17 protein-coding genes are annotated in these 13,311 nt (G+C 72.6%); 9 read left to right on the top strand and 8 right to left on the bottom strand.

Annotation, left to right across the window (positions count from 1 at the left end):
- Positions 1-86: 86 nt before the first annotated feature.
- The 3 genes from M3148_RS02660 to M3148_RS02650 all read left to right on the top strand — a co-directional run bounded on the left by M3148_RS02660 (position 87) and on the right by M3148_RS02650 (position 2,205).
- Positions 87-509: a hypothetical protein gene (locus M3148_RS02660; protein ID WP_251303397.1), complete on the top strand. Its 423-nt coding sequence runs from the start codon at positions 87-89 to the stop codon at positions 507-509.
- A 101-nt stretch (positions 510-610) separates the two neighbouring features.
- Positions 611-1,138: a hypothetical protein gene (locus M3148_RS02655; protein ID WP_251303395.1), complete on the top strand. Its 528-nt coding sequence runs from the start codon at positions 611-613 to the stop codon at positions 1,136-1,138.
- A gap of 131 nt (positions 1,139-1,269) precedes the next feature.
- Complete coding sequence (locus M3148_RS02650; RefSeq protein WP_251303100.1) at positions 1,270-2,205, top strand: hypothetical protein; 936 nt, start codon at positions 1,270-1,272, stop codon at positions 2,203-2,205.
- Between the two features lie 59 nt (positions 2,206-2,264).
- Here M3148_RS02650 and M3148_RS02645 read toward each other — a convergent pair whose 3' ends face one another.
- Positions 2,265-2,579: a hypothetical protein gene (locus tag M3148_RS02645; protein WP_251303099.1), complete on the bottom strand. Its 315-nt coding sequence runs from the start codon at positions 2,577-2,579 to the stop codon at positions 2,265-2,267.
- A 224-nt stretch (positions 2,580-2,803) separates the two neighbouring features.
- Here M3148_RS02645 and M3148_RS02640 point away from each other — a divergent pair, with 224 nt between their 5' ends.
- The gene (locus M3148_RS02640; protein ID WP_251303098.1) at positions 2,804-3,043 is read left to right on the top strand and encodes a PspC domain-containing protein; all 240 of its coding nucleotides are present in this window, start codon (positions 2,804-2,806) and stop codon (positions 3,041-3,043) included.
- A 235-nt stretch (positions 3,044-3,278) separates the two neighbouring features.
- On the opposite strand, the gene M3148_RS02630 is transcribed toward M3148_RS02640, so the two are convergent.
- The 5 genes from M3148_RS02630 to M3148_RS02610 all read right to left on the bottom strand — a co-directional run bounded on the left by M3148_RS02630 (position 3,279) and on the right by M3148_RS02610 (position 7,710).
- The gene (locus M3148_RS02630; protein ID WP_251303394.1) at positions 3,279-3,623 is read right to left on the bottom strand and encodes a hypothetical protein; all 345 of its coding nucleotides are present in this window, start codon (positions 3,621-3,623) and stop codon (positions 3,279-3,281) included.
- A 43-nt stretch (positions 3,624-3,666) separates the two neighbouring features.
- On the bottom strand, positions 3,667-4,119 hold the full coding sequence (locus M3148_RS02625; protein WP_251303097.1) for a hypothetical protein: 453 nt from the start codon (positions 4,117-4,119) through the stop codon (positions 3,667-3,669).
- A 339-nt stretch (positions 4,120-4,458) separates the two neighbouring features.
- Positions 4,459-6,831 carry an ATP-binding cassette domain-containing protein gene (locus M3148_RS02620; protein WP_251303096.1) on the bottom strand — a complete coding sequence of 791 codons (2,373 nt, stop codon included), beginning with the start codon at positions 6,829-6,831 and terminating at the stop codon, positions 4,459-4,461.
- Positions 6,832-6,853: 22 nt separating this feature from the next.
- A complete protein-coding gene (locus tag M3148_RS02615; protein WP_251303095.1) occupies positions 6,854-7,261 on the bottom strand; it encodes a VOC family protein in 408 nt (135 codons plus the stop codon).
- A 5-nt stretch (positions 7,262-7,266) separates the two neighbouring features.
- Positions 7,267-7,710 (bottom strand): helix-turn-helix transcriptional regulator, encoded by a 444-nt coding sequence (locus M3148_RS02610; RefSeq protein ID WP_251303094.1) that lies wholly within the window; start codon positions 7,708-7,710, stop codon positions 7,267-7,269.
- A 216-nt stretch (positions 7,711-7,926) separates the two neighbouring features.
- Between M3148_RS02610 and M3148_RS02605 the strand changes: the two genes are divergently transcribed.
- The 3 genes from M3148_RS02605 (at position 7,927) to M3148_RS02595 (ending at position 10,739) form a co-directional block, all read left to right on the top strand.
- The gene (locus M3148_RS02605) at positions 7,927-9,042 is read left to right on the top strand and encodes a sensor histidine kinase (protein WP_251303093.1); all 1,116 of its coding nucleotides are present in this window, start codon (positions 7,927-7,929) and stop codon (positions 9,040-9,042) included.
- Positions 9,039-9,722, top strand: a complete 684-nt coding sequence (locus M3148_RS02600; protein ID WP_251303092.1) for a response regulator — start codon at positions 9,039-9,041, stop codon at positions 9,720-9,722. The genes M3148_RS02605 and M3148_RS02600 overlap by 4 nt, the downstream gene beginning before the upstream one ends.
- A 120-nt stretch (positions 9,723-9,842) precedes the next feature.
- Positions 9,843-10,739, top strand: coding sequence for a CPBP family intramembrane glutamic endopeptidase (locus tag M3148_RS02595; protein WP_251303091.1), 897 nt, complete (start codon positions 9,843-9,845; stop codon positions 10,737-10,739).
- 63 nt (positions 10,740-10,802) lie between these two features.
- Here the strand turns inward: M3148_RS02595 and M3148_RS02590 are convergent, their stop codons facing one another.
- Positions 10,803-11,135 carry a single-stranded DNA-binding protein gene (locus M3148_RS02590; protein ID WP_251303090.1) on the bottom strand — a complete coding sequence of 111 codons (333 nt, stop codon included), beginning with the start codon at positions 11,133-11,135 and terminating at the stop codon, positions 10,803-10,805.
- 200 nt (positions 11,136-11,335) lie between these two features.
- Here M3148_RS02590 and M3148_RS02585 point away from each other — a divergent pair, with 200 nt between their 5' ends.
- Positions 11,336-11,824, top strand: coding sequence for a hypothetical protein (locus M3148_RS02585; protein WP_251303089.1), 489 nt, complete (start codon positions 11,336-11,338; stop codon positions 11,822-11,824).
- Between the two features lie 24 nt (positions 11,825-11,848).
- On the opposite strand, the gene M3148_RS02580 is transcribed toward M3148_RS02585, so the two are convergent.
- Entirely contained in the window at positions 11,849-12,802 is a 954-nt protein-coding gene (locus M3148_RS02580) for an aldo/keto reductase (protein ID WP_251303371.1), read from the bottom strand.
- 153 nt (positions 12,803-12,955) lie between these two features.
- Between M3148_RS02580 and M3148_RS02575 the strand changes: the two genes are divergently transcribed.
- Positions 12,956-13,306, top strand: a complete 351-nt coding sequence (locus M3148_RS02575; RefSeq protein ID WP_251303088.1) for an RNA polymerase-binding protein RbpA — start codon at positions 12,956-12,958, stop codon at positions 13,304-13,306.
- The last annotated feature ends 5 nt before the right edge of the window (positions 13,307-13,311 follow it).

The following is a 13,311-nucleotide window of genomic DNA, read 5'->3' as shown; positions in this document are numbered from 1 at the left end:
GATCCACGATGGCGCGCGGGGTAACGATCTGGCGTCACCGCTCTGGCGCGGCACCGGACGGGCACGGCGGCTGACAGGCTGGCTACATGCGGACCACCAGCTCGGGGGGCCAGTCCCCGTGGTTGACACTTGCCTTTGCGGCGGTCGCGCTCACTGCATGCTCCTCGTCGACAACGCCTCCAGAGGCAGACGCCGATTCACCTGCGGCCTCCTACACGAGAACCAGCGACTGGGGCGAGGGAGACGCCGCGCTTCTCGAAGGCACGGTCGCACTGGAGAACAGCTGCCTCACGGTGGTTGATGCCACCGGACGGATCGTCGTTCCCGTCTTCCCGACCGACTTCACCTGGGACGACGAAGCCGGCGAGCTTTCCGGGTTCGGCCACACGTTCTCCGTCGGCGATCCCGTGTCGCTGGGGGGCGGTTACAGCGAAATGCCTCCGTCGATCGCTGAGCACCTTCCGAATGGCTGCGAAGGCGATCAGTACTTCGTCGTGCACTCAGTGTGAGGACCGGCGCCCAACTCGACCAACGACAATGATGGCGTCCGGCTTGGAACTCGAGCGGCCGTCCGGGCGTTAGTGGCTCGACACCAAACGAGGGAGCGTACGTGGGTAGGCAAGGCGGACATGGAGCGGCGGCGGACGCCGTCGTCAACGGTGTGCTGACCGGGGGCTGGTACGCGCTGCCCGACGTCGTCGCGTCGCGTCGGGCACGCGGGTCGCTCAAGGTGGCGGTGATCGTCGGCGGTGCGGCGTGGGCCGCCGCGCGAGCCGTACGAGCCGCACAGGCGGCCGACGGCGACACCGCGGACGCCGCCGCTGAGGGCGGCGGAGACGCGCCAGCAGCCGAGTCGGTCCCCACCACCCTGGTGGCACGGATGGCGACCGAGCCGGCGATCGACGCGCAGGCACTCGCGCTGGGCGGCAACCCACCGAACGGCGTCCGGCCGGTGAGGATAGCGGCCGGTGTGGCGCTGGTTGTGCTGAGCGTCGTGGGGACGGTGGCGGGCGAGCGGGCGATCTACCGGTGGGGCGAGCGGCTCACGGCACGCGGCGTCAGGTACGCCCACACTCGGATCGGGCTGGCGGCCGGCGGCGTGATAGGCCTCAGCACCTGGGCGTTGGCGCGTGACTGACGACTGAGGGGTCCGGCCCGAGCTCTCATTCCCCCTGCCGTGACGTCGCCAAGATCGTTGCGACCTGTGCCGGGACCCGACGAAATGCCGTGTCGACGACTCCGGGCACGGGCGGGCGTAGTGTTCCGCGCATGGACGTCGTGGCCTGGCTGCTCGACTCGGATCCCGGACTGCGCTGGCAGGTGCTCGCCGACCTCACCGACGCACCGCAGGGCGAAGTGGCCGCCGAGCGCGCCCGAGTCGCGACAACCGGCTGGGGCGCGCAGCTCCTGGCCGAGCAGGCCGACGACGGACGCTGGGACGGCGGCACCTACCGGCCCGGGTGGGTGGACGAGTCTCGTCCCTTCTTCGACGCGTGGACGGCCACCCACTTCGCCCTCCAGCAGCTCGCCGACCTCGGCCTGGACCCGCACAGCCCGCAGGCCGCACACGCCCTCGCCCTGGTGCGCGAGCACGTGCGCTGGGAGCACGAGGGCGAGCCTTTTTTCGACGGCGAGGTCGAGCCCTGCATCGACGGCGTCGCGCTGCGCACGGCCGCGTACTTCGAGCAGGACGCCTCCCCCATGGTCTCCACCCTGCTGGCCGGCCGCCTGCCCGACGGCGGGTGGAACTGCTGGGCCGAGCACGGTGCCTCGGTCTCCTCCTTCCACTCGACCGTGTGCGTCGTCGAGGGCCTGCTCGCGTGGCAGCGTGCCGGACACGACGACGCCGACGTGCGCGCCGCCCGGCACTCGGGCGAGGAGTACCTCCTCGACCGTGGCCTGTTCCGCCGCCGCTCCGACGGCACCGTCGCCGACCCCCGGATGACGATGCTCTCCTACCCCGTGCGCTGGTACCACGACGTCCTGCGCGGCCTCGAGCACTTCCGGCTGGCCGACCGCCGCGACCCGCGACTCGCGGAGGCGGTCGAGCTCGTCCGCGGCAAGGCGGACGAACGAGGGCTGTGGACCCTGGAGCTGCACCACGAGGGACCCACCCTGCTCGACCTCGGCGAGAGCGAGGGCTTCCCGAGCCGGTGGGTGACCCTGCGGGCCCTGCGCGTGCTGCGCTGGTGGGACGCGGCTTGAGCGACCGCAGGGCGGCCACACGCGCGACGATCGGAGGGACGCCTGGCTGAGCGCTCCCATCAGCTGGCTGCCGCGACGGCGCGAGTAGCGACGGCGCACCTGGCCGCTTCGTCGTCCTCATGACGCCGCTCGCCGCCGGCGCGTGGCACGCGCGGCAGGGAACGGCTCCCAACCGCGTCCAGACCCGCGAGGGCGGCCGGGTGCTCCTCCACGGCTGCCGGCTGCTGGTCGATGGCCGTCAGACCGCCGTCGTCATCGAGACGGGCGCCCAGCTCCTCGGCCCGCTGCTCGCCGCGTTCGCGCTCACGGCCCGCGAGCGGGAGGTGTGTCGTGAGCTCCTCGGCGGCAGCCCGACGACGGACACCGCGCGCCACCTCACCATCTCCCCTCCACGGTGCAGGTCCACCTCAAGGCCGTGTCCGCCAGGACGGAGACGCGTAGCCGTGGCGAGCTCGTCGTCCGCCTGCAGCTTCTCGGGACGCCCTGAGGCCTCCGGACGGGTGATCCCCGCGCACCACGCTCATGGCAACGGCGACCAGGGTGAGATCAGGGTGCTCCCCGATGCCCGGGCACCGGCGGCGGCCCTAGCGTGGACGCCATGAGCACCTTCTTCGACAGCATCCGCCGCACCGGCTTCCGGCGCGGCCCCCAACGCATCCTCGGCGGCGTCTGCGGTGGGGTCGCCGCCCGCCTCGGCGCCAACGTCATCATCGTGCGCCTGCTCCTCCTGCTCGCGTTCCTGCTGCCGGGCATCGGGTGGGTGCTCTACGTCGCGCTGTGGGCCCTGCTCCCCTGGCAGGACGGCAGCATCCCGCTCGAGCGGGTTCTCTCCCGCTGACGCAGGTGACGCGCCGCTGCCCTCGAACGGCGGGGTTGACCGCTCTGTACGGTGACGCACACCGGGGCGCGCCCGGCGCTCCCGCGGAGAGGAGCCGCGATGTCCATCCAGGCCTGCCTCGACGCCGTCGAGACCAAGACCGGTCTTACGCCGCGCCAGCTCCTGGAGCAGGCCAACGATCGGGGCCTTCGGCCCGGGCACAAGGCCACGACGGCTGGTGAGCCCGGTGCCCGTGTCAGGGGTCGAGGAACAGCGCCGCCGTCGTCAGCACCGCGAGGACGCTCAGCACCCGGACCGCGCGGCTCCGCGCACCTACCGGCCGCGCCGCGCCGAGAGCGGCGGCCACGGCCAGGCTGAGGGGCACGAGCCACCAGCCGAGGAACCCGTAGTCGTCCCACGGCCAGTGCGAGACCTCGCCGATGTCCCGCAGCTGCGGGAGGAACGCGAGCACGACCCCGATCGGGACTGGGGCAGCGAACACGAGCATGAGCCAGGTCAGCGCACTGCTGCTGGCGGTAGGGACTGCAGGGCTGGGGGCGGGCGTTGCCACGAGCGGGCCTTCCATGAACGTCGTCGTCATCCGGTCCCCCGGGGGCAAGGCTACCGGTCGCGTGCTCGCGCCGTCAGCGCTCCGCAGCGCCGACGCCGTCGAACGGCGTGATGAGCGCGAGGCCGGCCTCGGTGCCCTCGATCCCGAAGTCCGAGTCGCTGAGGTAGAGCCGGAGCCGGCCCGCCGCGTCCAGGGGGTCACCGTCGGGGTACGCGCCTCCTGCCTCGCACGAGCGTGGGGTGGCGGCGACGTCGATGGTGGTTCCCGGCTCGGCCGTCCCCTTGAGGACGCGGTCGACCTCGACGCGCCACACCGTCGCGGTCACCCCGAACATGGCCCGCTCCCCGACCTTATCGAGCGGCCGGCCCTCCACGACGACGTCGGCCAGCTCCGTTCGGGCGGCGTCGTCGGCGGCGGGTACCCAAGAGATGCAGGCGCCCTGTGCGGCCGGGACACCGCACGCGGCAGGGACGAGCAGCGCCAGCGCTGCCGACCACGCGCTGAGGGGCGAACGGCGTCGTTCCATACCTGTCTGTGTCACGACGGTCGTGGACCTTGCACGCCTCAGCAGTCCAGCTCCACGTGCCGTCGACGTAGCCCGCGGGGGTGTCGACCGCCCCCGTGCACGTCAGTGTCGGCGCCGCCAGCGGCGCCCGCGAAGCAGACTCCAGCGAGGACCGGCAGGTGAGGTCGGTCGTCGCGAGGTCGCAAGGCTCATCAGGGGTCGCGCGCGCGTCGTGCGCGTCCCCGAGCAGCGCGGCCATCTCCGCGGCCGTCGGGACGGTGGCACACCAAGGGTGCCGCAGTGCGTCGTCATCGGGGATTCACACACCTGAGCCGGGCCTCAGTCGTTCGCGGAAGCTGCTCAGGCGCCGACGTACGCGGCCAGGTGCTCGCCGGTCAGCGTCGCGCGTGTCGCGACGAGGTCGGCGGGGGTGCCCTCGAAGACGACGCGTCCGCCGTCGTTCCCGGCGCCCGGGCCGAGGTCGATGATCCAGTCCGCGTGCGCCATGACGGCCTGGTGGTGCTCGATGACGACGACCGTGCGGCCGGAGTCGACGAGGCAGTCGAGCAGCGCGAGGAGCTGCTGGACGTCGGCGAGGTGCAGGCCGGTGGTCGGCTCGTCGAGGACGAGGGTGGATCCCTTCTCCCCCATGTGGACCGCAAGCTTGAGCCGCTGGCGCTCCCCACCGGAGAGCGTGGTGAGCGGCTGGCCGAGGGTGAGGTAGCCGAGGCCGACGTCGGCGAGGCGCTCGAGGATGGCGTGCGCGGCGGGGGTGCGGGCCTCGCCGTCGGCGAAGAAGGCCTCCGCCTCGGCGACCGGCATCTCGAGCACCTCGGCGATGTTCCGTCCGCCGAGGGTGTACTCGAGAACGGCGGCCTGGAAGCGCCGGCCCTCGCACTCCTCGCAGGTGGTGCTGACGGTGTCCATGAAGCCGAGCTCGGTAAAGATGACCCCGGCGCCGTTGCACACCGGGCACGCACCCTCGGAGTTCGCGCTGAACAGCGCCGGCTTGACGCCGTTGGCCTTGGCGAAGGCCTTGCGCACCGGCTCGAGCAGGCCGGTGTAGGTGGCCGGGTTGGAGCGGCGCGAGCCCTTGATCTGGCCCTGGTCCACGACGATGACGCCCTCGCGCCCGCCGAGGTTGCCGTGGATGAGGGAGCTCTTGCCGGAGCCGGCCACGCCGGTGACGACGGTGAGGACGCCGGTGGGGACGTCGACGTCGACCCCGGTGAGGTTGTTCTGCCGTGCGCCGCGGATCTCGAGGACGCCGGTGCGCTCGCGGACGGTGTCCTTGAGCCGCACCCGGTCGTCGAGGTGGCGGCCGGTGAGCGTGCCGCTCCCCCGCAGGCCCTCGAGGCTGCCCTCGTAGACGATCTCCCCGCCGCCGGTGCCGGCTTCCGGGCCGAGGTCGACGACGTGGTCGGCGATGGCGATCGTCTCGGGCTTGTGCTCGACGACGAGGACGGTGTTGCCCTTGTCGCGCAGCTGCGTCAGCAGGGCGTTCATCCGCTCGATGTCGTGGGGGTGCAGGCCGACCGTGGGCTCGTCGAAGACGTAGGTGACGTCGGTGAGCGAGGAGCCGAGGTGACGGATCATCTTGACGCGCTGGGCCTCGCCGCCGGACAGCGTCCCCGAGGGGCGCTCGAGGGACAGGTACCCCAGCCCGATCCCGACGAAGGAGTCGAGCAGGTGGCGCAGGTTGTCCAGCAGCGGGCCGACGGAGGGCTCCTCAAGCCCGCGCACCCACTCGGCGAGATCGCTGATCTGCATCGCGCAGGCGTCGGCGATGCTGGTGCCGCGGATCGTCGAGTCGCGGGCGTGGGGGGCCAGCCGCGTGCCCTCACAGTCGGGGCAGGTCTGGTAGACGACGGCGCGGTCGACGAAGGCCCGGATGTGGGGCTGCATCGCGTCGCGGTCCTTGGCGAGCATCGACTTCTTGATCTTCGGGACCAGGCCCTCGTAGGTCATGTTCGCCCCGCCGACGGGGACCTTGACCGGCTCCTTGTGGAGAAAGTCGTGGAGCTCGCGCTTGGTGTAGTCGCGGATCGCCTTGTCCGGCTTGAGGAAGCCGGACTCCATGAAGAGCTTGACGTACCAGCCGTCGGCGACGTACCCCGGGACGGTGATGGCGCCCTCGGCCAGCGACTTCGAGTCGTCGTAGAGCTGGGCGAGGTCGATCTCGGTGACCGCGCCGCGTCCCTCGCAGCGGGGGCACATGCCGCCGAGCTGGTTGAAGGTCGCCTTGACGGCCTTCTTCCCGCCGACGGAGATGGCCCCCTGCGAGGTGACCGACGGGACGTTGAAGGAGTAGGCGTTCGGAGAGCCGACGTGCGGCTCACCCAGCCGGCTGAAGAGCATGCGCAGGAACGCGTTGGCGTCGGTCACCGTGCCGACGGTCGAGCGCGGGTTCGCGCCGAGCCGCTCCTGGTCGACGATGATCGCCGTCGTCAGGCCCTCGAGGACGTCGACGTCGGGGCGTGCCTGGGTGGGCATGAAGCCCTGGAGGAAGGTGCTGTAGGTCTCGTTGATGAGCCGGCGGGACTCCGCCGCCACGGTGTCGAAGACGAGGGAGCTCTTGCCCGAGCCGGAGACCCCGGTGAACACGGTGAGCCGCCGCTTGGGGATGTCGACGTCGACGTCACGGAGGTTGTTCTCCCGGGCGCCGCGCACCCGGATGAGGTCGTGGGTGTCGGCCTGCGTCGCGGGGGCCGTCGAGGTGTCGGTCGTCGTCATCCGGGTCTCCGTTCGGGTCGCGTCAACTCTGCTGGAGCCGGACGGTGTTGCCGGCCGGGTCGCGGAACGCGCAGTCCCGCACGCCCCAGTCCTGGTCGGTGGGCTCCTGCATGACCTCGACGTCGGCGGCCTGGGCCCGCTCGAAGGCGGCGTCGAGGTCCGGGGTGGCGAGGAGGACGCTGGCGAAGGTGCCCTTGGCCATCATCTCAGCGATGGTCCGCTGCTCGTCCTCGGTGATGTTCGGGTCCGCCGTCGGCGGGTAGAGGACGATCGAGGTGCCGGGCTGGCTGGGCGCACCGATGGTGATCCAGCGCATGGCGCCCTGGCCGACGTCCTGGCGGACCTCGAAGCCGAGGGCGTCCCGGTAGAAGGCGAGCGAGGCCTCCGGGTCGGTGATGGGGAGGAAGCTGGCGTGAATGCTGATGTCCATGAGGGTCACGCTAGGGGCAGGGCAGCAGCGCGGGCTTCTTGATTCCTGACCGGTCTGGTGACGCGTTTGGAGACGCACGGGGGGATCCCCCCGGGCAGGTCCGAGGCGCGCTCGCGGTAGGCGCTGGGCGGCACCCCGACGAGCTCCCGGAACCGCGTGCTGAACGTCCCCAGCGAGGAGAAGCCGACGGCGAAGCAGACCTCGGTGACGCTGAGCTCGCCCCGGCGCAGCAGCGTCATCGCGCGCTCGATGCGGCGGGTCATGAGGTAGGAGTAGGGCGGCTCGCCGTAGGCGCGGCGGAACTCCCGGCTCAGGTGCCCGGCGGACATGTGGACGCCGCGGGCCAGGGCGGCGACGTCGAGGGGCTGCGCGTACTCGCGGTCGATCCGGTCGCGGACACGGCGCAGCAGCGCGAGGTCCTGCAGGCGCTGCTCCGCGGCGGTGTCCACGGCGCCGATCGTGCCACGTCCGGCCCGGCCTGCCTAGGCCCGGACCCAGGTGGCCGTCGTGGCGCGGTCCCGGGCGCGGGTGACCGCTGGGAGTTGCGGTCGTAGCCCGGTCTTGCCCGGTGATCGGCCTGTCGTGACCGGCGCGTGCCGTGAGACCGTGGGCGGCGCCACGTCACCGATGCGGCTCCCGACCCCCGCGAAAGGTCCGCGTCTCGTATGGATGCTCGCCCCGCGCCACTCGGCCGCCGCTGGGAGGTCCTCCTCGCCGTCGCGCTCGTGGGTCTGGCCCTCGTCCCCGGCGTGGAGCGCCAGGGCGTGGACCTCGCCGAGCTTCCTGACCGGGCGATGGACCCCGTGGGATGGGTCCTGCTCGTCGCTCAGGGGGCCGCGGTCGGCCTCCTGCGCCGCTGGCCCCCCGCCGGCCTCGCCGTCATCGGCACGGCGTTCGGCGCCTACCAGCTGCTCGGCTATCCGACGACGTTCGCCGCCCTCGGGCTGCTGGTCGCGCTCGTGGCGGCGGGAGCACTGACCCAGCGCCGTCGCGTGCTCACCGCCGGGTGCGCGGCGGCCGGCTACGTCCTCCTGACCGTGGCGCTGGCGGCCGCCGGTTCGCCCACCGGTGCCTGGGACTTCGTGGTGTTCGGGCTCCTGCTGGCGTCGCTGTGGCTGGTGGGGAGCTGGCTGCGCGGTCGAGCAGAGGTTCAGGAGAACCGCCGTCGGAAGGTGGAGCGTGCCGCCGTCGAGCGGGAACGCAGCCGCATCGCCCGGGAGCTGCACGACGTCGTCACCCACCACGTCACCGCCATGGTCGTCCAGGCCGACGCCGCGCACTACAGCCCGGACCGCGACGCGACGGCGGCCGTGCTCACCACGATCAGCGAGACCGGGCGGGCAGCGCTCACCGACCTGCGCGGACTGCTCGGCGCGTTGGACGGAGCCGACGACGGGACCACCAGGGAGCCCGCCGTCGTCGACGTCGAGGAGCTGGTCGCGAGGGCTCGTGCGGCCGGCCAGGCTGTCGAGCTCGTCCAGCTGGGTGAGCCGCCGCCCCTCGGGGCGGCGACCTCACTAGCGGTGACCCGACTGGTGCAGGAGGCCCTGACGAACGCGATGAAGCACGCCCGCGGTGCCGCGACTCAGGTGCGGGTCCAGTACGAGGAGAGTGGGGTGGAGGTGGCAGTGACGACGCAGCCGGCGCTCGAGCCGGGGCTGGGCCGCGGCAGCGGGCAGGGGCTGATCGGCTTGCGGGAGCGCGTCGCGCTGCTCGGCGGGGTCCTGGAAGCGGGCCCGGTCGACGGCCAATTCGTCGTACACGCCCGGATCCCGGCATGAGCGCGGAGGCGGCGGCACCGCCCATCCGGGTCGTGGTGTGCGACGACCAGGAGCTCGTCCGCACCGGGTTCGCCACGATCATCGGCGCGCAGCCCGACCTGCAGGTGGTCGGGGAGGCGGCCGACGGCCGGTCCGCCGTCCATGTCGTCGCACGGGAACGTCCAGACGTCGTCGTCATGGACATCCGGATGCCCCAGCTGGACGGTATCGAGGCCACGCGCCGGATCGCCGGACCAGACGTGAGCGACCCCGCGAAGGTGCTCATCGTGACGACCTTCAACCTGGACGCGCTCGTCTTCGACGCGCTCCGGGCAGGGGCCAGCGGGTTCCTGCTCAAGGACGCCCGCCCGGCGGAGCTCCTCCACGCGATCCGGGTCGTCGCAGCGGGTGAGTCGCTGCTGTCGCCCGCGATCACGCGCGGTCTCATCGGGCGCTTCGCCGAGCGGGTGCGGCCCGCCGACCCGGACACCGGGACGCTCGATGCCCTCACCGCACGGGAACGGGAGGTGCTGGCCCTCGTCGCGGAGGGCCTGTCCAACGCGGAGATCGCACGCGCGCTCGTCATCAGCCACGAGACGGTGAAGACCTACGTCTCCCGCATCCTCATGAAGCTCGACCTGCGGGACCGGGTGCAGGCCGTCGTCCTCGTCCACCGCCTGGGGCTCGCCGGAGGCCACTGATCTGCGGCCCGGGGTGTCCCTCTGGAGAGCGACCGGACATGTCCTCCCCGGCGTGACGACCCCGGCGCGCGTCGTCCGTAGCGTCGTTCTCGATCCCGTACCGAACGAGGAGGACGCACGATGAGCAAGACTCTCGAGGACACGCCACCCGCGACGCCGGGCCCCCCGACCGGTGGCCCAACGGCCGACCCTGGGCGAACCGGGCCCTGGTCCACGGGCTGGGTGCGGGCCACGGTGCTGGTCGTCGTGCTCGTGGCCGGGATGGTCGTGACGAGCTCGATCACCTCGGCGCTCGACAGCCCGGTCGCCGCGCTGCTGGCGGGCCCGCTGCTGGCGGTGCTCATGCTGTGGCTGTACCGGTTCCTCGTGGGCCGGGTCGAGCGCCGGCCCGTCCCGGAGCTCGCGCCGCGAGGCGCGGCCCGACGCCTCCTCACCGGCCTCGCAGGCGGGTTGTTCCTGGCGACGGCGACGATCGGCGTGCTCGCGCTGCTCGGCCGGTACCAGGTCACCGGCTGGGGCTCGGTGAGCGGCGCGCTGACGGTCGTCGGGATGATGTGCGCCGTCGCGGTCGCCGAGGAGGTCGTGTTCCGCGGTGCGGTCCTCCGCCTGCTCGAGCAGCGGTGGGGCACGTGGCTGGCCCTCGGCGGATCCGGTGCCCTCTTCGGTCTCGTGCACCTGGTCAACCCCAGCGCCTCCCTCTGGGGCGCGACCGCGGTCGCAGTCGAAGCAGGGCTCATGCTCGGCGCCGCCTACGTCGCCACGCGCTCGCTCTGGCTGCCGATCGGGCTCCACCTGGGCTGGAACGTCACCATCGTCGCGGTCTTCGGGACCGTCACGTCCGGCGCAGAGGCACAGGGTGCCCTGGTCACCGCCGGCACCTCGGGCCCGACCTGGCTCACCGGTGGGGACTTCGGCCCTGAGGCAAGCGTCGTCGCCGTCCTCCTGTGCTCCGCGGTCACCGCGGTGTTGCTCGTGCTCGCGCACCGGCGGGGACACCTCGTCGGTCGCCGGAGCTGAGGTGGCCGAGGGGGTGGACCGACACGAGGGTCCGCCCCCTCCGAGCGCCCACCGCGGGCGCCGTCAGGACGCGGGGAGGCGACGCAGACGCTGGGCCTCCACCTCGTAGCGCGAGCCTCGTCCGGCGCCCGTGGCGAAGAAGCGGCGACGCAGCGCGCCCTCGACGGCGACAACGGTCCCCTCCCCCACCCGTCCGGCCACCCGGCGGGTGCGACCGCTCCAGCAGGCGACGTCGATCGTGTCGACGCGGGCCCGCCCCTCCGGGCCGTCCTGGCGCGGGACGACGAGACGAAAGGTCGTGAGGTGGTCACCGCTGGGCAGCTCCCGCTCGACGGCCTCCCCGCTCACCCGGCCGACGAGGCTGACGGCGTTGTGCCCCACCTGGTCACTGGTCATCGTGTGCTCCTCTCCGCCCCCAGCATGGGACGACGGCGCGACACTCCCGTCCCTCGTCACGGTCACCGGTGGACGAGCACCGCGTATCGGCACCCGTGGAGCGCTCGCGCTTGCTCCACAGGGCGGCCACATGTCCGGCCGGTCCCCAGCTCCGCCGGCGCACCCGGCCGCAGGCCACCGCCACCTGGAACGTCTGCCCCATGACCACCGACGACACACTGGCACCGGACATGTGGGACTGCACCCAGAACAGCATCGGGACGGAGGACGAGCCATGGATGCACGCCGGCGGGCTCGTCCTCAGCGACGACGACGCCGTCGCCTGCGCGGCAGGCGCGGTCCGCGCGGCAGCGAACGGCGACGGGCTGTCGATGTGGCTCATCGCCCTCGACGAGGACGGCCGGTCCACCGGCCTGGTCGTCGAGCTCGCCGAGCTCCCCGACGCTCCCCCACCGGGCGAGGTGGTCACCGTGCTCACGCGGATGAGCCGCGCGATCGAGCAGGTGACCGCACTCGGTTCACTCGTCGTCGCCCTCGCCTCCCCCGGCGGCGGGGACCGGGGCACGCGCGAGGTCCGCTGGGGCGGCGCCGTTGCCGACGCCGCCCGCTCCGGCATGCTGCCCGTGCGTGCCGTCGTGGCCGTCGGGGCGCACCGGGCCCGGCTGCTGCACTCGGCGGTCCCGAGATGAGCCCCGGGCCGGGAACCGGCCGGCTCAGGCCGTCGCGGGTCCGGGGGCCGCCTCGTCGATCGCGAGGAGCGTGTCCGCGTCGGGCTCCCACAGGCCGGCGGTGACGTTCTGCTCCACCTGCTCGGGGGAGCGCGCACCGGCAATGACGCTCGCGACACCTGGCTGGGCCGAGAGGCCGCCCATGGCGAGGGTGAGGAGCGGGACGCCGGCCTGCTGCGCGACGGCCGCCAGCGCCTCGATACGGTCGAAGTCGGCGCTCGCGAGACGCTCGGGCCGTTGCTCGAGACGGCTCCCCGCGGGGGCCGGCTCGCCGCGCCGGTACTTGCCGGTGAGGAGGCCGGAGGCGAGCGGCCAGTACGGCAGGATGCCGGCGCCCACGTGCGCGGCCGCCGGGACCACCTCGGCCTCGACCTCACGGGACAGCAGCGAGTACGCGTTCTGCACGGAGATGAAGGGGGCCAGACCGCCCGTGCGCGCCGTCCAGTCGGCGTCGACGAGCTCCCACCCGGTGACGTTCGAGCAGCCCGTGTACAGGACCTTGCCCTCGCGCACGAGTTCGTCCAGCGCGCCGAGGGTCTCCTCCAGCGGCGTGACGGGATCGAGACGGTGAACCTGGTAGAGGTCGATGTGGTCGGTGCGCAGGCGGCGCAGCGAGCCCTCGACGGCCCGGCGGATGTAGCGGCGCGAGCCGCGCACGCCGTAGTCGTCACCGTTGAGGCCCCGGGTGTCCATCCCGAACTTCGTCGCGACGACCACGTCGTCGCGACGGCCCTCCAGGGCAGCGCCGAGGAGCTCCTCGCCCTGGCCCGGCTCACCGCCGTAGACGTCGGCGGTGTCGAACAGGGTGATACCGGCCTCAATGGCTGCGCTCACCACGCGCGGGACCTCGTCCGGCGGTAGGGTCGCTCCAAAACTGTTGCACCCCAGGCCGACAGCGGACACCACGAGGCCGCTGGAACCCAGCTGGCGATACGTCATCTCGGTCACACCGGGACCCTACCTGGCGAAGGTCTGCGGGACCTTCACAGGACGTTCACTACGGCCGTGGAACAACTCGACACCATCGTTCGTTGGGCCCAGTAGAAGCTTTCACACCGGCGCGTCTGGCACGCGCCCGAGAGGAGACGCGTCATGGCAGATCGATCACTGCGCGGAGTCGGGATCGGCGCGAAGAGCCTGGAGACCGAGGTCGGCGTCCAGTACGCCGAGCGCATCGAGGCCCACTACGAGTGCCCCAACGGCCACACCATCGTCCTGCCCTTCGCGGCGGAGGCCGAGATGCCGGCCCTGTGGGAGTGCCGCTGCGGCGAGGAGGCACTCCTGCGTGACGCCACCCGCCCCGAGCCCACCAAGCCGGTCAAGAAGCCGCGAACCCACTGGGACATGCTGCTTGAGCGTCGCACCATCCCCGAGCTCGAGGAGCTGCTCACCGAGCGCCTGGAGCTGCTGCGCAGCGGTCAGCTGCGTCGGCGCAGCGCCTGACTCAC

The sequence above is a fragment of the Georgenia satyanarayanai genome, from assembly GCF_023715365.1.
Lineage (GTDB): Bacteria > Actinomycetota > Actinomycetes > Actinomycetales > Actinomycetaceae > Oceanitalea > Oceanitalea satyanarayanai_B.
Note: the sequence above shows the minus strand (reverse complement) of the source record. Positions and strands in the feature narration are given on the sequence as shown.